The following is a 26985-nucleotide window of genomic DNA, read 5'->3' on the forward strand; positions in this document are numbered from 1 at the left end:
TAAAAAGACTTTCAGTCTGGTTCGGAATTTAGATTTTACTTTTACTAATTTTAACTAATAATGTATTGATTTTTAAACCGGTTTTTGATATATTAAAATGGTATAAGAAATATTTATATGTTTAAAAAATAAGCGAAATTAATGAAGGGGGTTATTTTTTTAAGACAAAATGCAAACGCTTACTTTTTAAGCAGGAAGGAATAAAAAATAATGGATAAAAGGTTATTTGAAAAACGTTGTAAATATAGTATTCGGAAATTTTCATTAGGTGTTGCTTCTGTTGTCATTGGTGCAACATTCTTTGGAACAAGTACTGTTTTAGCAGATACAGCACAAACTGGTTCTACTGCAAATATGCCAGCCGATTTAGCAGCTGCTCTGGCAAATGCAAAAGATGATAATGGACATGATTTTGAAGCGCCAAAACCTGGGGAAGATCAAGGTTCTCCTGAAGTTACCGAAGGTCCAAAAACTGAGGAAGAATTACTAGAGAAAGAAAAAGAAGTTGCAGCAAGTTCAGCAACTGAAAATGAACTTCCAAAAGATTTGCGTGAAAAACTCGATAAGGCTGAAGATAGTGGACATTCTGCTTCAAAAGATGATTTAGCAAAAGAAGATAAAAGTTTAGTTCCAGAAGATGTCGCTAAAACAAAAAACGGTGAATTGAACTACGGTGCGACTGTTGAAATTAAGAGCGAAGCTGGGACCGGTAGTGGTATTGTTATTGGAGAAAATCTTGTCTTATCAGTATCTCATAACTTTATCAAGGATGTTCCAGACGGGAATAATCGTAAAGTAGCTGATAACATTGATAGTGATAAAGATGTGTATACAGTTTCTTATGAAGGTGCACCAGACGTTAAATTTAGTAAAAATGATGTAAAACACTGGGATCGTGAAGGCTTCCTGAAAGGTTATAAAAATGACTTAGCCATTGTCAAACTTCGCAGTCCACTTGCAAATGCTCCTGTTGAAGTTGCGGATAAACCATCAACTATCAAGACAGGAGATAAGGTACATGTATTTGGCTATCCAAAAGGAGTGCTCGATCCAATCCTCAATACTACTGTCGAAGATATTAATGACCATGGAGAGGGCGTTCGTGGAATTAGTTACCAAGGAAGTGAACCTGGTGCCAGTGGTGGCGGAATCTTTGATGAAAATGGAAAATTAATTGGGATTCATCAAAACGGTGTATCTGGTAAACGTAGTGGAGGTATTCTTTTCTCACCTGCTCAATTAGAGTGGATTCAAAATTATATCAAAGGTATTGAAACAACTAAACCAGCGGGTCTAGATGCACTTGATAAACAAGTTGAAGATAAAGAAGAAAAACCAAAAGAGGACAAACCTCAGGAAGAAAAACCAGTTGAAAACAAACCATCGGAAAACAAGCCAGCTGAAGATAAACCAGCGGAAAACAAACCGGCTGAAAGAAAAGAAGTCAAACCAGAATGGAAAACTGTTGATAAGAAGGAACAACAAGGAACAGTAGCAATTCGTGAAGAAAAAGGTGTTCGATACAACCAACTCGCTTCAACAGCTCAAAATGATAACGGCAAAAATCCAGCCTTGTTCGAAAAAGAAGGTTTGACAGTTGATGCTAATGGAAATGCTACAGTTGATTTAACCTTCAAAGAAGAATCTGAAACTGGCAAATCTCGTTTTGGTGTCTTCATGAAATTTAAAGATACTGATAACAATGTTTTTGTAGGTTATGATCAAGGTGGATGGTTCTGGGAATACAAGACAAATGGTAGTGGACTTTGGTACCAAGGTGGACGTGTTGCAGCACCGGTAAATGGATCAGAGAACCACTTGACGATCAGCCTTAAATCAGATGGACAGCTCAATGCTACTAACAATGATGTCAAACTTTTCGACACTCTTACCTTGCCTTCTGCAGTTAATGACAAATTAAAAGATGAGAAGAAGATTGTTCTTAAAGCTGGAACATACAATAGTAGCGAAAGAACAATTGTAAACATTAAAACAGATGACCAAGAAGGCGTTAAAGCAGACCAAGAAGTCGCTGAAAAAGAAAAAGGCGATGAAGTCGATGATCGTAACGTGAAATACGATACAATTGAGTCTACTGTTTTGAAAGCAGTCATTGACCAAGCCTTCCCTCGTATTAAAGAATATGTCCTTAATGGCAACAAGCTTCCAGGTCAACTTCAACCAATTAATCAAGTTGTTATCAATAAGCATGCCGTAACTCCGGAAGTTACCTATAAAAAAGTAAATGCAACGACTGCCGAGTATGAAATGAAACTCCGTGATGAGGAAAATCTCATCAATGCGGATATGACAGTTCGTTTGCAAGTGGTGGACAATCAACTTCACTTTGATGTGACTAAGATTGTCAACCATAACCAAGTAACACCTGGACAGAAAATTGATGATGAACGTAAATTACTTTCTTCTATCAGCTTCCTAGGCAATGCCTTGGTATCTGTTTCAAGTGACCAACCTGGAGCTAAGTTTGATGGGGCAACCATGTCAAACAATACTCACGTAAGTGGTGACGACCATATCGAAGTAACCAATCCAATGAAAGAATTGGCCAAAGGTTACATGTATGGATTTGTTTCAACAGATAAACTTGCTGCTGGTGTATGGAGCAACTCACAAAACAGTTACGGTGGTGGTTCTTATGACTGGACACGTTTGACAGCCTACAAGAACACTATTGGTAATGCTAACTACGTTGAAATCCATAGTTCTGAATGGCAATGGGAAAAAGCACACAATGGTATTGTCTTCCCGGCCTATACTAAGGAACTTCCAAGTGCTAAAGTTGTCATCACAGAAGATGCCAATGCTGATAATAAAGTAGACTGGCAAGATGGTGCGATTGCATACCGTAGCATCATGAACAACCCTCAAGGTTGGGAAAAAGTAAAAAATATCACTGCCTACCGTATCGCCATGAACTTTGGTTCACAGGCACAAAACCCATTCCTGATGACCTTGGATGGTATCAAGAAGATTAACCTCCACACAGATGGTCTTGGACAGGGTGTCCTCCTTAAAGGTTACGGTAGTGAAGGACATGACTCAGGTCACTTAAACTACGCGGATATCGGTAAACGTATCGGTGGTACGGAAGACTTTAAAGCTCTTATTGAAAAAGCTAAGAAATATGGTGCCCACCTCGGTATCCACGTTAACGCTTCAGAAACCTATCCTGAATCAAAATACTTCAATGAAAATATCCTTCGTAAAAATGCTGACGGTAGCTATAGCTATGGTTGGAACTGGCTTGACCAAGGTATCAATATCGATGCAGCCTATGACTTGGCTCATGGACGTTTAGCGCGTTGGGAAGAATTGAAGAAAGAATTGGGTGAAGGCCTAGACTTCATCTATGTCGACGTTTGGGGTAACGGTCAATCAGGAGACAATGGTGCTTGGGCAACTCACGTTCTTGCAAAAGAAATCAACCAACAAGGTTGGCGTTTTGCAATTGAGTGGGGCCATGGTGGTGAGTATGACTCTACCTTCCATCACTGGGCAGCTGACTTGACTTATGGTGGCTATACCAATAAAGGTATCAACAGTGCCATTACTCGCTTTATCCGTAACCACCAGAAAGATGCTTGGGTTGGTGATTACAGAAGCTACGGAGGTGCGGCAAACTACCCACTTCTAGGCGGATACAGCATGAAAGACTTCGAAGGTTGGCAAGGTCGTAGCGACTATAATGGTTATGTAACCAACTTGTTTGCACATGATGTGATGACTAAATACTTCCAACACTTCACTGTTAGCAAATGGGAAAATGGTAAACCAGTAACCATGACTGACAATGGTGGTACTTACAAGTGGACACCAGAGATGAAGGTTGAATTGGTTGATGAGGAAAACAACAAGGTAGTTGTTACTCGTAAATCTAATGATGTTAATAGCCCACAATACCGTGAACGAATTGTTACACTCAATGATCGTGTCATTCAAGATGGTTCAGCCTACCTGACTCCTTGGAACTGGGATGCCAATGGTAACAAGCTTACTGGGGACAAGGAAAAAATGTACTACTTCAATACTGAAAAAGGTGCAACAACTTGGACACTTCCTAGCGACTGGGCAAACGGCAAAGTTTACCTTTACAAACTAACAGACCAAGGTAAGACTGAAGAACAAGAAGTGTCTGTCAAAGATGGTAAGATTACACTCGACCTTCTAGCAAACCAACCTTATGTTCTTTATCGTTCTAAACAAACAAATCCTGAAATGTCATGGAGTGAAGGAATGCACATTTATGACCAAGGATTTAACAGTGAATCTTTGGATCATTGGAAGATTACAGGTGATGCATCTAAGGCTGAAATCGTGAAGTCTCAAGGTGCCAACCAAATGCTTCGTATCCAAGGCAATAAAGAAAAAGTTAGTCTCACTCAAAAATTGACTGGCTTAAAACCAAATACTAAATATGCAGTCTATGTCGGTGTGGATAACCGTAGTGATGCTAAAGCAAGTATTACAGTTAATACTGGTGAGAAAGAAGTGACAAACTACACGAACAAGTCACTGGCCCTTAACTACGTTAAAGCTTATGCTCATAACACTCGTACTGATAATGCAACAGTTAATGATAGAAGTTACTTCCAAAACATGTATGCCTTCTTCACAACAGGTTCAGATGTATCAAATGTAACTGTGACCTTGAGTCGTGAAGCAGGAGATGAAGCAACTTACTTCGATGAAATCCGTACCTTCGAAAATGACTCTGCTATGTATGGTGATGGTCATGATACTGCAACAGGCGTCTTCAAACAAGACTTTGAAAATGTCGGACAAGGTATCTTCCCATTTGTCATCGGTGGAATCGAAGGTGTTGAAGATAACCGTACTCACTTGTCTGAAAAACATGGTCCATACACACAACGTGATTGGAATGGCAAGAAAGTTGACGACGTTATCGAAGGAAATTGGTCACTCAAGACAAACGGTCTCGTTAGCCGTCGTAACTTGGTTTACCAAACAATTCCACAAAACTTCCGCTTTGAAGCAGGTAAGACCTACCGTATCACATTTGACTACGAAGCTGGATCAGATAATACTTACGCATTTGTTGTAGGTAAGGGAGAATTCCAATCTGGTCGTCGTGGTAGCCAAGCAAGCGATCTCGAAATGCATGAATTACCAAACTCATGGACAGATTCTCAAAAAGCGAAACGTGCAACCTTCCTTGTGACAGGTGCTGAAACTGGCGATACTTGGGTAGGTATCTACTCTACAGGTAATGCTAGCAACACTCGTGGAGACTCTGGTGGTAATGCTAACTTCCGTGGTTACAATGACTTCATCATGGATAAACTTCAAATTGAAGAGATTGTCTTGACAGGTAAGATGATGACAGAAAATGCTGTCAAGAATTATCTTCCAACTGTAGCCATGACTAACTACACCAAAGAAACAATGGATGCTTTGAAAGAAGCTGTCTTCAACCTCAGCCAAGCAGACGATGACATTAGTCTGGAAGAAGCTAAAGCAGAAATCGATAAGGTCAATGCTCTTAAAGATGCTTTAGTAATGAAGAAAACAGCTCTTGTGGTAGATGACTTTGCAAGTCTTTCAGCTCCTGCTCAGGCTGGTGAAGGTATTGAAAATGCCTTTGACGGTAACTTGTCTAGCCTATGGCATACATCATGGAGCGGAGGAGATGTTGGCAAGCCAGCAACCATGGTCTTGAAAGAACCAACTGAAATTACAGGCTTCCGTTATGTTCCACGCGGTTCAGGTTCAAATGGTAATTTGAGAGATGTGACTCTTGTTGTTACTGATGAAACAGGTAAGGAGCATACCTTCAATGCAACTAATTGGGCTGATAATAACAAGCCAAAAGATATCGACTTTGGTAAGACTATCAAAGCTAAGAAGATTGTCCTAACTGGAACAAGAACTTATGGAGATGGTGGTAATCAATATCAATCAGCTGCAGAATTGATCTTTGCTCGTCCTCAAGTTGCTGAAGCAGGTCTTGATACAAGTGCATATGAAGCAGCCTTGGCTAAAGCTCAAAAATTGACTGATAAGAGCAATCAAGAAGAAGTGGCAAGCGTTATTGCTAGCATGAAATATGCAACAGATAACCACCTCTTAACAGATCGAATGGTGACATTCTTTGCAGAGTATCTGGATCAATTGAAAGATTCAACTCCAGATCCAGAGCCAACTCCAAATCCAGAGCCAACTCCAGATCCGAAACCAACTCCAGATCCAGAACCAACCCCAGATCCAGAACCAACCCCAGATCCGAAACCAACTCCGGACCCAGAGCCAACTCCAAATCCAGAGCCAACTCCAAATCCAGAGCCAACTCCAGATCCGAAACCAACTCCAGATCCAGAACCAACCCCAGATCCAGAGCCAACTCCAAATCCAGAGCCAACTCCAGATCCAGAGCCAACCCCAGATCCGAAACCAACTCCAGATCCAGAGCCAACTCCAAATCCAGAGCCGACTCCAGATCCAGAGCCAACTCCAGATCCAGAGCCAACTCCAGATCCAGAGCCAACTCCAAATCCAGAGCCAACTCCAAATCCAGAGCCAACTCCAGATCCAGAACCAACTCCAGATCCGAAACCAACTCCAGATCCAGAACCAGAACCAACTCCAGATCCAGAGCCAACTCCAGAACCAGAGCCAACTCCAGAACCAGAGCCAACTCCAGAACCAGAGCCAACTCCAGAACCTGAAGTCCTTTCAAGTAAGGGAGAACAGCAACCACCAGTAGTTGAAATTCCTGAATTTACAGGTGGAGTTAATGCAACAGAAGCAGCTGTTTATGACATTCCAGAGTTCAAGGGTGGCGTTAATTGGGTTGAAGCGGACAAGAATGAGCTTCCAGAGTTCAAGGGTGGCGTTAACTGGGTTGAAGCGGACAAGAATGAGCTTCCAGAATTCAAGGGCGGCGTTAATTGGGTTGAAGCGGATAAGAATGAGCTTCCAGAGTTCAAGGGTGGCGTTAATTGGGTTGAAGCTGCTAAGAATGATGTTCCTGAGTATAAAGAAACATTAGGTGCAGGAGACAATCAGACAAGTCCAGTTGCAGAAAAACTTGATCAGAAACCAGCTCTTACACCAACACCTGCTATGCAAGCAGCACAAAAAGAAACAGAACAGCCTAAACTTCCTGAAACTGGTGAAGGCACAACTGAACACCTCTTCCTAGCTGGTCTTACATTAGCAATGTCTGCTCTATTTCTTCAAAAAAGAAAAGAAGATTAAAAAATAATAGAGTTTTATACTATGAAAACTCAAACTCCTAACTTATTGTAATGGAGAAAACCAAACACCTAGAGAGGACCTCTTGGTCCTCCCTTTTTAAAAGGGAATGATAACGCTTACCCAATTTAAGCGTGGGAAAGGAAATAAAGAAAATGGGAAAACATTTTTTTGAAAGACGGTGTCATTACAGTATACGTAAGTTTGCAATAGGCGCTGCTTCTGTCATGATTGGTGCAAGCATTTTTGGTACTGGTATGGTTCAAGCAGCAGAAACAGAAGGGCCTGCAGAGACAGAAGGCACGGTGACACAGGTTCAGCCCCTGGATAAGTTACCAGCGGATATAGCAGCAGCTATTGAAAAAGCTGAATCAGCAAAACCAACTGATCCTACTGAAACGAATCCGACTGATGCGGAAGCTCAGCCTGAAAATACTGGAGAAGTATCTCCAAAACCAGCTGAAACTCCAGTTCCTAAGGAAGAAGCAGCACCAAAACCAGCTGAGACTCCAAAAGAAGAAGCAGCACCAGTAGCTAAACCAGCAGAAAAGCCAGTTACTAAAGATTTGGATGAAACTCCAGATGTCAATCATTTGGAAAAGGCTACTGCGACAGCATCAAACCATGAAGCGAACACACCATTTACTGCTGAGAAGGCGATTGATGGAAATCCAGATACTCGTTGGGCAACTGACCGTGATGTTGTGAAACCAACAATCGAATTTAAGCTTGAAAAGACAACCTTAATCAAGCATGTGGAAATTGATTGGGATCGTCGTGTTCGTGGCGAGCAAAATGATCCAAACATCAAATCTTGGAATCTCTATTATGCAGGTCAAGACGAAGTCAATGGATCAGGTCCTGGAGAATGGAAGTTGGCTCATCAACGAACAGGAACTCCGGTTCTAGATGAAAAAGTTGACTTAAAAGAAGCCGTTCAAGCTAAGTATCTTAAACTTGAAATTACAGATTATCAAGCCGGTACGATGCAATGGAAAAATGTGGGAATTCAAGAAATTCGTGCCTACTCAAATATTCCAGATACCAGCAAACCAACAGATATTCGTCAAGTTACAGAAATAGCGGTTGCTGAAGACGGAAAATCACTTGTATTGCCTAAATTACCTGGTCAAGTTAGCTTGATTGGAAGCAATAAGCAAGGTGTTATCGACCTAAATAATAAAATCTACACACCGCTGACAGAACAACATGTCAAAGTGATGGTCCAACAAACCAATGATAACCATACCTTCACAAAAGAATTTGAAGTTGTCATTAAAGGCTTGCATGCTGATGAAGGCGTTGGAACCAAACCTGCAGTTGCCCCAGCAGTTCAACAATGGTACGGCACTGAAGGTAAAACTACTATTACTTCAGAAACTGTCATTTCCGTTGGGAATTCTGGATTTGACAAGGAAGCTAAGTTCTACCAAACTGACCTTGAAAATCGTGGTTTGGAAGTCGCAACCGGTGGTCAAGAAGCGCAAAACCGTATTGAGTTTAAAAAGGTTGAAGACAAGGGTTATGGTAAAGAAGGCTATGGTATCACCATTAAAGATGGAGTTATTACTGTAGAAGCAGCGACCAATGCAGGAGCATTTTATGCTACACGTACCCTTCTTCAAATGGGAGAAAATAACTTGCAAAACGGAGAAATCCGTGACTTCCCAAGCTTTAGTCACCGTGGCTTTATGCTAGATACAGGTCGTAAGTTTATTCCTTATGATACGCTTGTAGATATCATGCTCAACATGGCCTACTACAAGATGAACGATCTTCAATTGCACTTGAACGACAACTATATCTTCTTAAAAGATCATTTAGCAGGGAAAAATCTTACTCCTCAAGAGGAACTGGATTATGTCCTAAAAAATGCTAAGACTGGCTTCCGTGTAGAAACAGATGTTGTTGGTGACAATGGTGAAAAATTAACATCAAAAGAGCACTACACCAAGGAAGAGATGCAAGAAATCATTAAGTTAGCAAAAGCTTTGCATATCAACCTTGTTCCTGAAATTGACACTCCAGGTCACGCCCTTTCATTTGTTAAGGTCCGTCCAGACTTGATGTACAAGGGTCAACTTAGTGCGAGAAAACACAATGTAGAACGTGTAGCTATGTTGGACTTAGATAACAAGTACGAAGAGACGCTGGCTTTTGTTAAATCAGTCTATGATAAATTACTCGATGGTGAAGACGCACCTCTTCGTGGCGTTTCAACAGTTCATATCGGTACAGATGAGTACTATGGAAGTCCTGAAAGTTATCGACGCTATGTCAATGATATGATCCAGTACATCAAAGGTAAGGGCTTAACACCACGTATTTGGGGTTCGCTCTCTGCCAAACAAGGAACTACACCTGTTGATTGGAAAGATGTAGAAGTGGATATCTGGAGTATTGGTTGGCAACGTCCACAGGCAGCAATTGCTCAGGGTGCCAAGATTATCAATATCACAGATATTCCAACCTACAGTGTCCCAAGCGGAAGCAATAGTCAAGGTGGTTATGGGGATTATGCAAACTATGAAACTCAATACAACCGCTGGACACCTAATGATTTTTCGACAGGTGGAGGACCTCGCCTAGAAGCATCTAATCCAAATATCATTGGTGGTGGTCATGCAGTCTGGAATGACAACATCGACCTGCATGAAACTGGACTTACCTCTTACGATATCTTTAAACGCTTCTTCAAGAGTATGCAGTCAACCGCAGAACGCACTTGGGGTTCAGATCGTGCAGCTAAGACCTATGCAGACCGTATTCAACCAGCAAGTGTTTATGCACCACAATCTAATCCAGATAAGACCGTTGCTGAAGAAGATTTGTTCAAGATTAATCCAGAAACTGTCAAAGATTATCTTGCTAAGAAAGTACAGAAGTCTGAAGCAGGTTTGAACTTCGAAAAAGATTCTAGCATCGAAGGCTTAGTAGGTGATGTTGGTCCTAGTCATGTTTTGAAATTGGATGTAACTGTTACAGGTGATGGAGAGCAAGTCTTCTCTACAAGTGGGGACAACCAACTTTATCTTGCGGACAAGGATGGCTACTTAGCTTATAAATTTGAACAATTCCATATTCAATTCAACAAGAAACTTGAGAAAAATAAACGTTATCAAATCTCTGTTGTTACGAAACCACAAAAGACAGAAGTTTATGTAGACGGTGAAAAGGTTGAGCGTATTGCAAATCCAGCTCATCCTCGCTTGGCTCACAATAGCTTGGTACTTCCACTTGAAACAATCGGTGGCTTCCAAGGAATCTTGCATAGTGCAGAGTTGTCGAATGAAGCATTTGTAAACCCACGTTTAATCCCAACAGATCACTTCACAGTTTCTGCAAGCAGTCAAGAAACTCCAGGAACGGATACAGAAGGCCCAGTTGAAAAAGCTTTCGACAATGACCCAAATACCTTCTGGCATTCTAAATGGACTGGACATCAAGCTCCATATACCGTTGCCATGAATTTGAACGCTCCTGAAAAAGTCAATGGTTTGACTTATCTTCCACGTCCAGGTGGTGGTAACGGAGTCGTGACATCTTATGAAATCTATGCTCAAAAAGATGGTCAAATGGTTAAGGTTGCTTCAGGAACTTGGGAAAATAATACTAAAGAAAAAACTGTTAATTTTGCAGCAGTTGAAACTAATAAGGTAGAATTTAAAGTTCTGTCAGGTGTCGCAGGATTTGGTAGTGCCGCAGAAATTCAACTACTCAAGCCACTTTCTGATAGTGAAACAGAAGAACCAGTTGTTCCAGAAAAACCTGTAACTCCTGAGAAACCGGTGACTCCAGAACAACCAAGAGTTGAAGAGGTGGGTGATGGTACAACTGAACTTGCTGATAGCTTTGTAGCTACAAAACCAGCCAGTGATGATGCGATTGCTGCTGCAGCACAAAGTCAAGACTATCTCAAGAAAGAATACAAGGTATTCCCAACACCACAAAAAGTCACTTATGGTGAAGGTGTCACTAAACTTCAAAAACAAGTGAATCTTGTCATGGGTAATCAGCTAGATATTTATACTCGCAACCGCTTGAAGAGTGTACTACAAGATCATCAAATCTCTTATACAAGTAGTCAAGCAGCAGTAGCAGGTGCTACAAATATCTATCTTGGTGTTCATGGTCAACATTCACAGGCTGAAAAAGAAATATCTGGTATTTCTCAAGGACTCTTTGATAAGATTGATGCTTATGCTTTGTCAATCAAGAACAATACAATATCGATCGTCGGTAAAGATACAGATGCTGTCTTCTATGGATTGACGACTCTTAAACACATGCTTAATGAAAGTGAAGCTCCAGTTTTACGTAATGTAACTGTTGAAGACTACGCTGAAATTAAGAATCGTGGTTTTATCGAAGGTTACTATGGAAATCCATGGAGCAATGCTGATCGTGCTGAATTGATGCGCTATGGTGGTGACTTGAAGTTGACTCAATACTTCTTTGCACCAAAAGACGATCCATACCACAACAAGAAATGGCGTGAACTTTATCCAGAAGAAAAACTAGCCGAAATTCGTGAATTAGCGCGTGTCGGAAATCAAAATAAGACTCGCTATGTTTGGACCATCCACCCATTCATGAACAACCGTATCCGTTTTGGTAACGATGCTGATTACCAAAAAGACCTTGAAACCATTAAGGCTAAATTCACTCAATTAATGGATGTCGGTGTTCGTGAGTTCGGTATTTTGGCCGACGATGCTCCAAGTCCAGTTGGTGGCTACAATAGCTACAACCGCTTGATGAAGGACATGACAGATTGGTTGACTGAAAAACAAGCAACTTATGTTGGCCTTCGTAAGGAAATGATTTTTGTCCCAGGTCAGTATTGGGGGAATGGTCGTGAAGATGAGTTGAAATCTCTAAATGAAAATCTTCCAACTTCAACTTCTATGACCCTAACTGGTGGTAAGATTTGGGGTGAAGTATCTGAAAGCTTCCTTTCAAACCTTAAGAATAATCTGACTGCAGGAGGTAAGACATACCGCCCAGTTTCTCTATGGATTAACTGGCCTGTTACAGATAACTCTAAACAACACTTGATTTTGGGTGGCGGTGAGAAATTCCTTCATCCAAATGTGGACCCAAGTCTCCTTTCAGGTATCATGCTGAATCCAATGCAACAATCTGAGCCATCGAAGATTGCCCTCTTCTCGGCAGCTCAGTACGCTTGGAAACAATGGAAGTCTGAAGAAGAAGCTAAGAAAGTAAATGACATCGCCTTCAACTTTGTTGAAACAGGTAAGTTTACTGACAGTGAAACATCTGTTGCCTTCCGTGAACTTGGTAAACATATGATCAACCAAAACATGGATGGTCGTGTTGTGAAATTGGAAGAGTCTGTTGAACTCGCACCAAAATTGGCGGCCTTCATGTCTAAGTTGAAAGCTGGTCAAGATGTCAATGCAGAGCGTCAAGAATTGCGTGCAGAATTTGCTAAACTAAAGGCTGCAGCACAACTTTATAAAGCATCTGGTGACGAAAAGATGCGTGCTCAAATTCACTATTGGTTGGATAACACAATTGACCAAATGGATGCTTTGAGTGCTTTCCTAGATGGATCAGAAGCTATTGAAAACAATGATTCTGCTAGACTTTGGGATAGCTATTACAAGGGCTTGAAACTTTATGAACAATCACAAACTTATACTTTCCATTATGTAGACCATGATGAAAGAGCTGAGTTGGGTGTACAACATATCCGACCATTCTTGCTTGGACTCCGTGAAGTATTGGCAACTGAAGTTCAAAAAGCCCTACACCCAGACCAAGTAATCAGCACCTTTATCACAAACCGTACAGGTGTAGAAGGTGGACTTGCTGAAGTCACTGATGGAGATTTAGGAACACATGCCCTTATCAAATCACCAAACAGCATCCAAACTGGTGACTATATTGGTTTGAAATTTAATAAAGCTGTTCCAATTCAAAACTTGACATTTGCAATGGGAACTCAAGCAAATCCACGCGATACCTTTAACAATGCTAAGGTTGAGTACCTCAATGAAAATGATGAGTGGGTAACACTTTCAGAACCAAGCTACACTGGTAATGAGCCTCTTCTTAAATTTGAAAATCTCAATATCAATGCTAAAGCTGTTCGAATGATTGCAACTTCTGATCGTGAGAACACTTGGTTTGCTGTACGAGAAATCGCTGTGAACCGTCCTGTAGAAGTAAGTCGTCCTAAACAGGCAGCTACAGTGACCATCAGTCCAAATCTTATGTACAAGTACAATACGACAGTTGCTCAGATTACAGATGGTCGTGACAATACAGAAGCCATGCTTGCAAATGCTGATCGAACAGATACAACTCCAGTCGATGGTTGGGTTCAACTAGACTTGGGTGGAGTCAAACCTGTAACTAAGGTCCGCCTCGTTCAAGGATCAGGAGATAAATTGGCAGAAGGTGTTCTTGAGTATTCTACAGATGGTACTTCATGGCAAGAATTGGATCGATTGACTGGTGAACAAACCAAAGAAATTGAAACTCCAATTTCAGCTCGCTACATCCGTGTTCGTAACACCAAGAATATCAATCTATGGTGGCGTATCGCTGACTTCTCAGTTGAAACACGTGCTGGCAATAGCGAGATGACAGATACTAATGTTGAAAGTTTGAAATCAACTCCAGTATATGACAGTCTCGGTCGTTATGACATGCAAATCCCAAGTGGAACTAAGCTTCCAGCTCATAGCTACTTGGGTATGAAGCTAGACCGTCTACACCAAGCTGAAAGTATTCAGGCTATTGGTATTGGAAATCCAGCCCTTGACTTGGAATTCTCTCCAAATGCACAAGAATGGTATCCTGCTAGCCAAGCGACTGATAAGTCCTTGGTACGTTATGCTCGTTTGGTTAATAAGACCGACCAAGAACAAGCAGTAACAGCGACATCTCTACTCGTTAAGACAAAAGAAGTGGAGCCAACTAAACTTGATTCTACATCTATGGGAATTGATGCCTACTATGGTGCAAATGATGTTCGCAAGATCAAGAATTTGGATCAGTTGTTTGATGGTGTTTACAATAACTTTGTAGAGTTCTCTGACTATGCTCATAAAGATGGTCACATTACCTTGAAACTTGGTAGCGAACGTGAAATCAAGAAGATTAGAGCCTATATCCAAGATGGTACGAAGAACTATCTTCGTGATGGTAAGATTCAGGTTAGTCAAGATGGTAAGACATGGACAGATGTTGTGACAGTAGGTGATGGTGTCGCTAATGAAATGCGCGATGATTCATTGACAGATGGATGGACACATGATTCTAAGATGCCTGGAAATCGCTACATCGAAGGTGAACTTGCAAGTCCAGTTAAAGCTAACTATCTCCGTGTTCTCTTCACTGCTAATTACGATGCTCGTTTTGTTGGATTTACTGAGTTAGTTATCAATGACGGCGAATTTGTGAAACCTATCAACGACCCAACTGTTCAAGGAAACGGTGGAGAAAGTAGAGGCAACCTTTACACAAATCTTGTAGATGGCAAAGTCTTAACAAGCTATAAGGCTGAGAAAGACCAGGGTGAGTTGGTTTACCACTTGTCAGAACCAACAGACGCTAACCACATCCGACTTGTTTCTAGTCTGCCTCAAGGAGTAGCAGCGCGTCTACTTGCTCGCACTCTGAAAACAGACAGAGACGGTGCTTGGACAGATTTGGGAGCAATTACTTCAAGCTTCCAAACATTTGCAGTCAGAGATAAGGCTCCGTTACTTGATGTCAAACTCATTTGGGAAGGTGGCAAGCCAGAGTTCTATGAAATGACGACTTACTATCAAGAACTTTCAGAAGAACCTGAGCAACCAAGTCCAGATCCAGAGCCAACTCCAAATCCAGAGCCAACTCCAGATCCAGAACCAACTCCAGATCCAGAGCCAACTCCAGATCCGAAACCAACTCCAGATCCGGAACCAACTCCAGATCCGAAACCAACTCCAGATCCAGAGCCAACTCCAGATCCAGAGCCAACTCCAGATCCAGAACCAACTCCAGACCCAGAGCCAACTCCAAATCCAGAGCCAACTCCAGATCCAGAGCCAACTCCAGATCCAGAACCAACTCCGGATCCAGAACCAACTCCAGATCCAGAGCCAACTCCAGATCCAGAGCCAACTCCAGATCCAGAGCCAACTCCAGATCCAGAGCCAACTCCAGATCCGAAACCAACTCCAGATCCAGAGCCAACTCCAGATCCAGAGCCAACTCCAGATCCAGAGCCAACTCCAGATCCAGAACCAACTCCAGAACCAGAGCCAACTCCAAATCCAGAGCCAACTCCAACTCCAGAGCCAACTCCAAATCCAGAGCCAACTCCGGACCCAGAGCCAACTCCAAATCCAGAGCCAACTCCGAACCCAGAACCAACTCCGGATCCAGAACCAACTCCAGATCCAGAGCCAACTCCAGAACCAGAAGTCCTTTCAAGTAAGGGAGAACAGCAACCACCAGTAGTTGAAATTCCTGAATTTACAGGTGGAGTTAATGCAGCAGAAGCAGCTGTTTATGACATTCCAGAATTCAAGGGTGGCGTTAATTGGGTTGAAGCGGACAAGAATGAGCTCCCAGAATTCAAGGGTGGCGTTAACGCAGTTGAGGCAGCTAAGAACGAAGTGCCGGAATTTAAGGGTGGCGTTAATTGGGTTGAAGCTGCTAAGAATGAGGTTCCAGAATATAAAGAGCCTGTTGCAAACCCAGTTACACCAATTGCGGATCACAAGCAACCTTCAAGTTCAACAAACCAAAAACAAGAACCAGAAGGACCAAATTCACCAGCGACTGAAGCTAAAGGTCAACTTCCAGCAACTGGTGAGCAAGATTCAGTAGGCTTAGCCTTCCTAGCTAGTCTTGGATTGGTTCTCTCTGCAACCTTTATCAAAAAAGGGAAAGAAGACTAAGTACAAATCTTCATTCGATGCAGAATAGCTTGTTTTAAAAAAGAAAAACCAGGGACATTAGTTCCTGGTTTTTTATGATCAAAATGAAAAAACTAGCAAATAAAAACACCAACAAAGTAACCGTTGGTGTTGAGCAATGTTTAGGATGCTCCGTTATTAGCGCTAACTCCTGCTTCAGTAGTTGGAGTATTTGATGAAGAATCAGATTGCTCATTTTTCTGAGAATTGTCATCTGATTTTGTATCTTCCTTCTTGCTAGGTGTTTGAACTTCTTCTTTTTGAGATGTTTCTTGATTATTAGACTGACTTTGTGCAGGTGCATTGGATTCAGCGGGAGCTTCCTTTTGAACTTCCTTGATAATGGTTGTTTGTGTAGTCGTATCTTTATGATCCTTGTTTTTATCTAAAGCATTCATGATAGTGATACTAGCTGTAATCAAACCAAGGATACTGGCTAAAGTTGCAATTGTTTTTTGAAAGACGGTAAAGCCTTTTTTGATATGTTCAGTTTTAGGTTTTGATTTTCTGCGATAGTTAGACATAATTTCTCTCCTTTACCATGATTCATTATACCCAAAATCTTTAAAAAAAACTTAAATGAACCTGAATGGCATTTCTTGTCGCCTGAACTGTTTCGTGTTACAATAGAAGGAGTGATTTTAGAAAGTGTGAGAAACAATGATTTACTTTGATAATTCGGCTACGACCAAGCCTTATCCTGAAGTACTTGAAACTTACATGCAGGTGTCTGCAAAAATTATTGGTAACCCATCTAGCCTTCATCGTTTGGGTGATCAGTCTACCAGAATTTTAGAAGCTTCTCGTCAGCAGATTGCAGATTTAATTGGTAAGAAAAGCGAAGAAGTATTCTTTACCTCTGGTGGTACCGAAGGAGATAACTGGGTTATCAAAGGTGTCGCTTTTGAAAAAGCTCAGTTTGGTAAACACATCATCGTATCAGAAATTGAGCATCCAGCGGTTAAGGAGTCTGCTCTTTGGCTTCAGACTCAAGGATTTGAGGTGGATTTTGCACCAGTAGATGAAAAAGGATTTGTAGATGTAGAGGCCTTGGCAAGTTTGCTTCGAGCTGATACGACCTTGGTTTCCATCATGGCAGTCAACAATGAAATTGGCTCCATCCAGCCCATCCAAGCTATTTCAGATCTTTTAGCAGATAAACCAACCATTTCTTTCCATGTGGATGCGGTTCAAGCTTTAGCTAAGATTCAAACAGAAAAGTATTTGACAGACCGAGTTGATTTTGCAACCTTCTCCAGTCATAAGTTCCATGGAGTTCGTGGTGTTGGCTTTGTCTTCATTAAGTCTGGCAAGAAAATTACACCCCTATTAACCGGTGGTGGTCAGGAGCGCGACTATCGTTCCACAACTGAGAATGTAGCAGGAATTGCTGCGACAGCTAAGGCACTACGTTTGGCTATGGAGAGACTGGACTTATTTGCTAGCAAAACAAGTCAGATGAAAGAGGTCATCCGCCAAGCCCTACTTGAATATCCAGATATTTTTGTATTTTCAGGTGAGGAAAACTTTGCGCCTCATATTCTGACCTTTGGGATTAAGGGAGTTCGTGGGGAAGTTATTGTTCACGCATTTGAAGATTATGATATTTTCATTTCTACAACATCAGCTTGCTCGTCCAAGGCTGGAAAACCTGCTGGGACCCTGATTGCTATGGGCATCGAAAAGGATAAGGCTCAGTCAGCAGTTCGTCTAAGCCTGGATTTAGAAAATGACATGAGTCAGGTGGAGCAGTTCTTGACCAAGTTGAAATTAATCTACAATCAAACTAAAAAAGTAAGATAGGAGTATTCATGCAGTATTCAGAAATTATGATTCGCTACGGAGAGTTGTCAACCAAGGGCAAAAACCGTATGCGTTTCATCAATAAACTACGTAATAATATCTCAGACGTCTTGTCCATCTATCCTCAAGTCAAAGTCACAGCAGACCGTGATCGTGCCCACGCTTATCTGAATGGGGCAGATTATGAGCCAGTAGCAGAATCTCTCAAGCAAGTTTTCGGGATTCAAAACTTTTCTCCAGTATATAAGGTTGAAAAATCCGTAGAAGTTCTTAAATCTGATGTCCAAGAGATTATGCAGGACATCTATAAGGAAGGCATGACCTTTAAGATCTCTAGCAAACGTAGTGATCACAACTTTGAACTGGATAGTCGTGAACTCAACCAAGTTCTTGGTGGTGCTGTTTTTGATGTCATTCCAAATGTACAAGCCCAGATGAAAAATCCCGATATCAATCTGCAAGTGGAGATTCGTGAAGAGGCGGCTTATCTTTCCTATGAGACCATTCGTGGGGCTGGTGGTTTGCCAGTTGGCACTTCTGGGAAAGGTATGCTCATGTTGTCAGGGGGGATTGACTCTCCTGTAGCAGGTTATCTTGCTTTGAAACGTGGAGTAGATATCGAAGCTGTTCACTTTGCGAGCCCACCGTATACTAGTCCAGGTGCCCTCAAGAAAGCTCAGGATTTGACCCGTAAATTGACCAAGTTCGGTGGGAATATCCAGTTTATCGAAGTGCCATTCACGGAGATTCAAGAAGAGATTAAGGCTAAGGCTCCAGAAGCTTATCTCATGACTCTGACTCGCCGCTTTATGATGCGGATTACCGATCGTATCCGTGAAGTGCGAAATGGTTTGGTCATCATCAATGGTGAAAGTCTTGGTCAGGTGGCAAGCCAAACCCTAGAAAGTATGCAGGCTATCAATGCCGTAACCAATACACCGATTATCCGACCAGTTGTGACTATGGACAAGTTGGAAATCATTGACATTGCGCAGGAAATTGATACTTTTGAAATTTCTATCCAACCTTTTGAAGACTGCTGTACGATTTTTGCGCCTGATCGTCCCAAAACAAATCCAAAGATTAAGAATGCTGAACAGTATGAAGCCCGTATGGATGTTGAAGGATTGGTTGAGCGAGCAGTGGCAGGAATTATGATTACTGAAATTACCCCTCAAGCTGAGAAAGATGCGGTTGATGAGTTAATTGATGACCTCCTTTAATCAGAAAAACCAGAGGAAAAAATATAATAAGTAAAAAAGTTAGTTTATTGTCCTAAATTTGGACGGAAACTGACTTTTTTTCTATTTTTATGATATAATTAGGTAAAATTTTGAATATAGAGAGTTTTCTGACAATGAATCAATCCTACTTTTACCTGAAAATGCGAGAGCATAAATTAGTGGTTCCCTACACAGGCAAGGAGCGCCGTGTACGTGTTCTCCTCCCGAAAAATTACGAGAAAGACACGGATCGAACTTATCCGGTTGTCTATTTCCATGATGGTCAAAATGTCTTTTACAGTAAAGAATCTTATGTCGGTCATTCATGGAAGATCATTCCTACCATTAAACGGAATCCAGATATCAGCCGTATGATTGTAGTGGCCATAGATAATGATGGTCTAGGACGGATGAATGAGTATGCTGCATGGAAATTCCAAGAGTCTAATATTCCCGGTCAACAGTTTGGTGGAAAGGGAGTCGAGTACGCTGAGTTTGTCATTGAAGTGGTCAAACCCTTTATTGATGAAAACTATCGTACAAAATCAGACCGCAAGCATACTGCTATGGTTGGTTCTTCTCTAGGCGGCAACATTACCCAGTTTATTGGCTTGGAGTATCAGGATCAGATTGGGTGTTTGGGAGTGTTCTCATCAGCTAACTGGCTTCACCAAGAGGCCTTTGATCGCTATATGGAGCGTAAAAAGCTATTACCTGATCAACGAGTCTTCATCTATGTTGGAACGGAAGAGGCGGATGACACGGATAAGACCCTTATGGCTGGCAATATCAAGCAGGCCTATATTGACTCTTCTCTTCGCTATTATCATGATTTGATAGCAGGAGGAGTTGAGTTGGAAAATCTCTCTCTCAAGGTTCAGGCTGGAGCCATTCACCATGAAGTGCCATGGTCAGAAAATCTTCCAGCTTGCCTACGCTTTTTTGCAGAAAATTGGTAATCAGTATAAAGGAGACAGGATATGCATATTGAACATCTTAGCCACTGGAGTGGTCATCTTAACCGTGAAATGTATGTCAATCGATACGGACATGGAGGCATCCCAGTTGTTGTCTTTGCTTCTTCAGGTGGTAGCCACAATGAATACTATGATTTTGGGATGATTGATACTTGTGCATCCTTTATTGAAGAAGGTCGCGTGCAGTTCTTTACCCTTTCAAGTGTCGATAGTGAGAGCTGGCTTGCGACTTGGAAAAATAGTCATGATCAAGCTGAGATGCACCGTGCCTATGAACGATATGTGATTGAAGAAGCTATTCCTTTTATCAAGCACAAGACAGGCTGGTTTGACGGTATGATGACAACAGGATGCTCTATGGGAGCCTATCACGCTTTGAATTTCTTCCTCCAACATCCAGATGTCTTTACCAAGGTAATCGCCCTCAGTGGTGTCTATGATGCTCGTTTCTTTGTTGGAGATTACTACAACGATGATGCTATCTATCAAAATTCACCAGTAGACTATATCTGGAATCAAAATGATGGTTGGTTTATTGATCGTTACCGTCAGGCTGAGATTATTGTTTGTACTGGTCTAGGTGCTTGGGAACAAGATGGCCTGCCTTCTTACTACAAGTTAAAAGAAGCCTTTGACCAAAAACAAATTCCTGCCTGGTTTGCAGAATGGGGGCACGATGTTGCCCATGACTGGGAATGGTGGCGCAAACAAATGCCATATTTCCTCGGTCATATGAGTCTTTAAAAGGAGTTGCTTATGAATTATCTTGTAATTTCACCCTATTACCCACAAAATTTTCAGCAATTTAGTATTGAGTTAGCCAATAAAGGAATCACAGTTCTAGGGATTGGGCAAGAACCCTACGAACAACTAGATGAACCATTGCGCAATAGCTTGACGGAGTACTTCCGAGTTGATAATCTTGAAAGTATCGATGAGGTTAAACGAGCAGTTGCCTTTCTTTTCTATAAGCATGGTCCAATTGACCGCATTGAATCACACAATGAATACTGGCTAGAGTTGGATGCTGCTCTTCGTGAACAGTTCAATGTTTTTGGTGCCAAACCAGAAGACCTCAAGAAGACTAAGTTTAAGTCTGAAATGAAGAAACTCTTCAAAAAAGCGGGAGTACCAGTCGTTCCAGGAGCTGTCATTGAAACAGAAGCAGATGTTGACAAAGCTGTGAAAGAAATCGGTCTTCCCATGATTGCAAAACCTGACAATGGAGTAGGTGCGGCAGCAACCTTCAAACTTGAAACAGAAGATGATGTAAACCACTTTAAGGCTGAATGGGACCACTCAACCGTTTATTTCTTTGAAAAATTTGTTACCTCTAGTGAAATCTGTACCTTTGATGGTTTGGTGGATAGAGATGGGAATATTGTCTTTTCAACTACCTTTGACTATGCACATACACCCCTTGATCTCATGATATACAAGATGGACAATTCTTATTATGTTCTTAAAGATATGGATCCGAAACTTCGCAAGTATGGTGAGGCTATCGTCAAGGAATTTGGTATGAAAGAACGTTTCTTCCATATCGAGTTCTTCCGTGAGGGTGATGATTATATTGCTATTGAATACAATAACCGTCCAGCGGGTGGCTTCACAATTGATGTCTATAACTATGCCCATTCTTTTGACTTGTATAAGGGCTATGCAGCAATCGTAGCAGGTGAACCATTCCCAGCTTCTCAATTCGAGCCCCTATACTGTTTGGCGACATCACGTCGTGCCAATGCAAATTATGTTTATTCAGAAGAAGATTTGCTGGCTAAATACGGAAACCAGTTCAAGGTCAAGAAAATTATGCCAGCAGCCTTTGCTGAATTGCAAGGAGACTATCTCTATATGCTTACGACACCAAGTCGTGAAGAAATGGAACAGATGATTCAGGACTTTGGTCAGCGTCAAGAATAATTAAAATTTGGACTTAACAAAGGATGTTTGTTAGGTCTTTTTTGTAGAATTGAAATAAAAGCGTTTTCTCACAGGATTCTTTTAGAAAATCTGTTGCTAAAAGCCCTAAAAATTGATAGAATAGGGACTGTCTAAAAAATATTAAGGAGAATCTATCAATGGATTTCACATGGGCAGTCAAATATGCCACTGAATTTTTGGGAACAGCCATCTTGATTATCTTGGGTAATGGTGCAGTTGCCAACGTTGAACTTAAAGGTACGAAAGGTCACCAAAGTGGCTGGCTCGTTATCGCTGTTGGTTACGGTATGGGGGTTATGATCCCAGCTTTGATGTTTGGTAATGTTTCTGGTAACCACATCAATCCAGCCTTCACACTTGGTCTTGCTGTTAGCGGACTTTTCCCTTGGTCACAAGTAGCTCAATACATCATCGCTCAAGTTTTGGGAGCAATCTTTGGACAAGCCTTGGTTGTTGCAGCTCACCGTCCATATTACTTGAAGACAGAAAATCCAAACAACATCTTGGGAACTTTCTCAACAATTTCAAGTATTGACCACGGAACTAAAGAATCACGCTTTGCAGCTTCAGTTAACGGCTTTATCAACGAGTTCGTTGGTTCATTCGTACTTTTCTTTGCAGCACTTGGTATGACAAAGAACTTCTTTGGTGCTGAGTTGCTTTCTAAAGCTCAAGGATTGATTAACGATCAAGTGGCACAAGCGACTGCTCAAGGTCAAACAATTCCTCAAGAACAAGTTACTGCAGCTCTTGAACAAGCAAAAACTCAAGTAGCTCCATTCTTGTCACCAGGTCTTGCTGTTGCACACTTGGCTCTTGGTTTCCTAGTAATGGCCTTGGTAACATCTCTTGGTGGACCTACAGGACCAGGTTTGAACCCAGCTCGTGACTTTGGACCACGTCTCCTTCACGCAGTACTTCCAAAATCAATCCTTGGTGAACATAAAGGTGATTCAAAATGGTGGTATGCTTGGGTACCAGTAGTTGCACCGATTGCAGCTGCTATTGCAGCAGTAGCACTTTTCAAATTACTTTACATGTAATCTTTAAAAAACTGGGAATTCCCAGTTTTTTTTCTTTTTTTTAAATGAAAGGATCTTCAATCAATTAATACTTAAATCGTCAGACTTTTTTCATTTTAAGACTAAAGGTGAAAATATGGCAAAAATATGGTAAAATAGAGTATTAAGTAAACGTTAAAAAGGAATATTATGCGTAAAGAGATTGCACCCGAATTATATAATTACAATAAATTCCCTGGTCCTGAATTTCATCTATCTGGAGATAAAGTCGAAGCTGAAGGTTTTACCTTTACTTTGGTTGAAAATAGCAAGGACGCTTTTGATGCAACAGCATTTACTCAACGCTTTTCAGAAGTTTTAAGTAAGTTCGATTATATTGTAGGAGACTGGAGCAATGAGCAATTGCGCTTACGTGGTTTCTACAAAAATGAGAGAGCTGAAGAGTCTCTCGAAAAAATCAGTCGTTTACAAGATTACCTACTTGAGTATTGCAGTTATGGTTGTGCCTATTTTGTCCTAGAAAATGAAACTCCCAAACGAGCACCATTTGACCAAAAAATGCGCAAAAAAGAGGAAGAAAAAGATACTCGAAAAGGCAAAAAAACTTCTCAAAATAAAAAAAGGAATAACACGGACAAGAGAAATAGACGTCGTCGTAAGGAACAGAAACCTCAGAACGAAGATAAAGGACAACGTCATTTCGTCATCCGTAAGAAAGATTAGAGAATAAGGAGAAAACATGAAACCGTCGATTTATAGTTTAACACGCCAAGGCATGCAAGAATGGGTCTTGGAACAGGGCGAAAAGAAATTCCGTGCCGACCAAATTTGGGAATGGCTTTACCGTAAACGTGTTCAGACATTTGAAGAAATGACCAACTTATCAAAGGATTTAATCGCCAAACTCAACGAACAGTTTGTAGTCAACCCTTTGAAACAACGCATCGTTCAAGAGTCTGCAGATGGTACTGTGAAATATCTCTTTGAATTACCAGATGGTATGTTGATTGAGACAGTGCTTATGCGTCAGCACTATGGTTTGTCAGTCTGTGTAACAACTCAAGTAGGATGCAATATCGGTTGTACCTTCTGTGCATCAGGTTTGATCAAGAAGCAACGTGACCTCAATAACGGAGAAATTGTAGCTCAAATTATGCTTGTTCAAAAGTATTTTGACGAACGTGGACAAGATGAACGTGTAAGCCATATCGTTGTAATGGGTATCGGAGAGCCATTTGATAACTACAATAACGTTTTGAACTTTATCCGTACCATCAATGATGACAAGGGAATGGCTATCGGCGCTCGTCATATCACCGTATCAACCTCTGGCTTGGCTCATAAGATTCGTGAGTTTGCCATTGAAGGAGTACAGGTTAACCTTGCTGTTTCTCTTCATGCTCCAAACAATGAATTGCGTTCAAGCATTATGAAGATTAACCGTGCCTTCCCAATTGAAAAACTCTTTGCAGCGATTGAGTATTACATCGAAACAACCAACCGCCGTGTAACTTTTGAGTATATCATGCTAAATGAAGTCAATGATGGAGTCGAACAAGCACTTGAGTTGGCGGAATTGCTGAAAAACATTAAGAAATTGTCATATGTCAACTTGATTCCTTACAACCCGGTCAGTGAGCACGACCAATATAGTCGTAGTCCGAAAGAGCGTGTCATGGCCTTCTATGATACGCTCAAGAAAAAAGGCGTCAACTGTGTTGTTCGTCAAGAACACGGTACAGATATCGATGCCGCATGCGGACAATTGCGTTCAAATACCATGAAACGTGATCGCCAAAAAGCAGTAGCTGAAGTAAATCCATAAGATGAATCGAAAAACATTACTAAGCCTGGGAATCGTGCTATACAGTCTTTGTATCGTCTGTTTTTGTTTTACTCCCCAGCCTCAACTTCCTACAGGAGTGGAAACTCCAGGTATTCAAACTTTTGGACGCCTGGTTTTTCTTTTGACGCCTTTTAACTCTCTTTGGAATCTGGGAGAAGTAACCAGCCCTATACAACTGTTTTGGATTTTTTTGCAAAACGCCTTAAATGTCCTCTTGCTCTTCCCTTTAATTTTCCAGCTTCTCTATCTCATCCCTAGTCTAAGAAAAACAAAGAGAGTGATTTTGTTAAGCTTTTTATTGAGCTTGGGAATCGAATGCACACAGCTAGTTTTAGACTTTTTCTTTGATTTCAATCGGGTCTTTGAGATTGATGATTTATGGACCAATACTTTAGGTGGCTACCTAGCCTGGGTCCTCTATAAACTACTACATAAAAACAAGATAAGGAATTAAAATGAGTATCTTAGAAGTTAAAAATTTGAGTCACGGTTTTGGTGACCGTGCGATTTTTGAAGACGTGTCCTTCCGTCTCCTCAAGGGGGAACATATCGGACTAGTCGGTGCTAATGGTGAAGGGAAATCAACCTTCATGAGCATCGTGACTGGTAAGTTGGTACCTGATGAAGGTAAGGTGGAATGGTCCAAATATGTGACAGCAGGTTACCTGGACCAGCATGCAGTTCTCAAAGAAGGTCAAACTGTGCGTGATGTTTTGCGTACAGCCTTTGACGAATTATTCAAAGCTGAAGCTCGGATTAATGACCTTTATATGGAAATGGCAGAAGAGGGAGCTGATATTGATGCCCTAATGGAAGAAGTCGGCGAACTTCAGGACCGTTTGGAAAGCCGTGATTTCTATACATTAGATGCTAAGATTGACGAAGTTGCTCGTGCTCTTGGTGTTATGGATTATGGTATGGATACGGACGTAACAGCCTTGTCAGGTGGACAAAGAACCAAGGTACTCTTGGCTAAACTCCTCCTTGAAAAGCCAGATATCCTACTTCTTGATGAGCCAACCAACTATCTAGATGCGGAGCATATTGACTGGCTCAAACGTTATCTTCAGAACTATGAGAATGCCTTTGTTCTTATCTCTCACGATATTCCATTCCTCAATGATGTGATCAATATCGTCTATCATGTAGAAAACCAACAGTTGACACGCTACTCTGGCGATTACTACCAGTTCCAAGAAGTCTATGCCATGAAGAAATCGCAGCTGGAAGCAGCCTATGAGCGTCAACAGAAGGAAATTGCTGATCTCAAGGATTTCGTAGCCCGTAATAAGGCGCGTGTTGCTACCCGTAATATGGCCATGTCTCGCCAGAAGAAATTGGATAAGATGGACATTATCGAGCTCCAAAGTGAGAAGCCAAAGCCTTCCTTTGATTTTAAACCAGCTCGTACACCTGGACGCTTTATCTTTCAAGCCAAAGACTTACAGATTGGTTACGACCGCCCACTTACAAAACCATTAAATCTTACCTTTGAACGCAATCAAAAGGTTGCCATCATCGGTGCCAATGGTATCGGTAAAACAACCCTCTTGAAGAGTCTTTTGGGCATTATTCCACCCATTGCTGGGGAAGTTGAACGCGGTGATTACCTAGAACTCGGCTATTTTGAGCAAGAAGTGGAAGGTGGCAATCGCCAGACACCTTTAGAAGCAGTTTGGAATGCCTTTCCTGCTCTCAATCAAGCTGAAGTCCGTGCAGCCCTTGCTCGCTGTGGTTTGACGACTAAGCACATCGAAAGCCAGATTCAAGTTCTATCAGGTGGAGAACAAGCCAAGGTTCGTTTCTGTCTCTTGATGAACCGTGAGAACAATGTCCTTGTTCTTGACGAGCCTACCAACCACTTGGATGTGGATGCCAAGGACGAACTCAAACGTGCTTTGAAAGAATATAAAGGCTCTATCCTTATGGTTTGCCACGAACCAGACTTCTATGAAGGCTGGATGGACCAAATCTGGGACTTTAATGAGCTAACATAAA

Annotated in this window: 13 protein-coding genes; 12 read left to right on the top strand and 1 reads right to left on the bottom strand. The window is 41.4% G+C overall.

Translation table 11 applies throughout. The features are described from left to right. The first annotated feature begins 210 nt into the window (after positions 1-210). Together QM923_RS01120 and QM923_RS01125 are read left to right on the top strand one after the other, a co-directional pair. Positions 211-7236, top strand: coding sequence for a SpGH101 family endo-alpha-N-acetylgalactosaminidase (locus QM923_RS01120; protein ID WP_414290550.1), 7026 nt, complete (start codon positions 211-213; stop codon positions 7234-7236). Between the two features lie 152 nt (positions 7237-7388). Then, entirely contained in the window at positions 7389-16154 is an 8766-nt protein-coding gene (locus QM923_RS01125) for an SIALI-17 repeat-containing surface protein (protein ID WP_414290551.1), read from the top strand. A 140-nt stretch (positions 16155-16294) separates the two neighbouring features. On the opposite strand, the gene QM923_RS01130 is transcribed toward QM923_RS01125, so the two are convergent. Next, positions 16295-16696, bottom strand: a complete 402-nt coding sequence (locus tag QM923_RS01130; RefSeq protein ID WP_414290552.1) for a DUF6556 family protein — start codon at positions 16694-16696, stop codon at positions 16295-16297. Positions 16697-16832: 136 nt separating this feature from the next. On the opposite strand from QM923_RS01130, the gene QM923_RS01135 reads away from it, so the two are divergent. The 10 genes from QM923_RS01135 to QM923_RS01180 all read left to right on the top strand — a co-directional run bounded on the left by QM923_RS01135 (position 16833) and on the right by QM923_RS01180 (position 26984). Beyond that, the gene (locus QM923_RS01135) at positions 16833-17975 is read left to right on the top strand and encodes a cysteine desulfurase family protein (RefSeq protein ID WP_414290553.1); all 1143 of its coding nucleotides are present in this window, start codon (positions 16833-16835) and stop codon (positions 17973-17975) included. An 8-nt stretch (positions 17976-17983) separates the two neighbouring features. Further along, a complete protein-coding gene (gene thiI / locus QM923_RS01140) occupies positions 17984-19198 on the top strand; it encodes a tRNA uracil 4-sulfurtransferase ThiI (protein WP_414290554.1) in 1215 nt (404 codons plus the stop codon). A gap of 134 nt (positions 19199-19332) precedes the next feature. Then, the gene (locus QM923_RS01145) at positions 19333-20157 is read left to right on the top strand and encodes an alpha/beta hydrolase (protein WP_414290555.1); all 825 of its coding nucleotides are present in this window, start codon (positions 19333-19335) and stop codon (positions 20155-20157) included. Positions 20158-20178: 21 nt separating this feature from the next. Continuing rightward, entirely contained in the window at positions 20179-20919 is a 741-nt protein-coding gene (locus tag QM923_RS01150) for an esterase family protein (protein ID WP_247921376.1), read from the top strand. A gap of 12 nt (positions 20920-20931) precedes the next feature. Further along, entirely contained in the window at positions 20932-22098 is a 1167-nt protein-coding gene (locus QM923_RS01155) for an ATP-grasp domain-containing protein (protein ID WP_414290556.1), read from the top strand. A 158-nt stretch (positions 22099-22256) separates the two neighbouring features. Beyond that, the gene (gene gla / locus QM923_RS01160; protein WP_414290557.1) at positions 22257-23162 is read left to right on the top strand and encodes an aquaglyceroporin Gla; all 906 of its coding nucleotides are present in this window, start codon (positions 22257-22259) and stop codon (positions 23160-23162) included. 168 nt (positions 23163-23330) lie between these two features. Further along, positions 23331-23864, top strand: coding sequence for a YutD family protein (locus QM923_RS01165; RefSeq protein ID WP_414290558.1), 534 nt, complete (start codon positions 23331-23333; stop codon positions 23862-23864). Positions 23865-23880: 16 nt separating this feature from the next. Beyond that, on the top strand, positions 23881-24966 hold the full coding sequence (gene rlmN / locus QM923_RS01170) for a dual-specificity RNA methyltransferase RlmN (protein WP_414290559.1): 1086 nt from the start codon (positions 23881-23883) through the stop codon (positions 24964-24966). A 1-nt stretch (position 24967) separates the two neighbouring features. Beyond that, positions 24968-25441 carry a VanZ family protein gene (locus QM923_RS01175; protein ID WP_414290560.1) on the top strand — a complete coding sequence of 158 codons (474 nt, stop codon included), beginning with the start codon at positions 24968-24970 and terminating at the stop codon, positions 25439-25441. 1 nt (position 25442) lies between these two features. Beyond that, positions 25443-26984 carry an ABC-F family ATP-binding cassette domain-containing protein gene (locus tag QM923_RS01180; RefSeq protein WP_074324219.1) on the top strand — a complete coding sequence of 514 codons (1542 nt, stop codon included), beginning with the start codon at positions 25443-25445 and terminating at the stop codon, positions 26982-26984. The last annotated feature ends 1 nt before the right edge of the window (position 26985 follow it).

Origin of the sequence: Streptococcus infantis (assembly GCF_047463275.1) — a bacterium.
Classification (GTDB): domain Bacteria; phylum Bacillota; class Bacilli; order Lactobacillales; family Streptococcaceae; genus Streptococcus; species Streptococcus infantis_AF.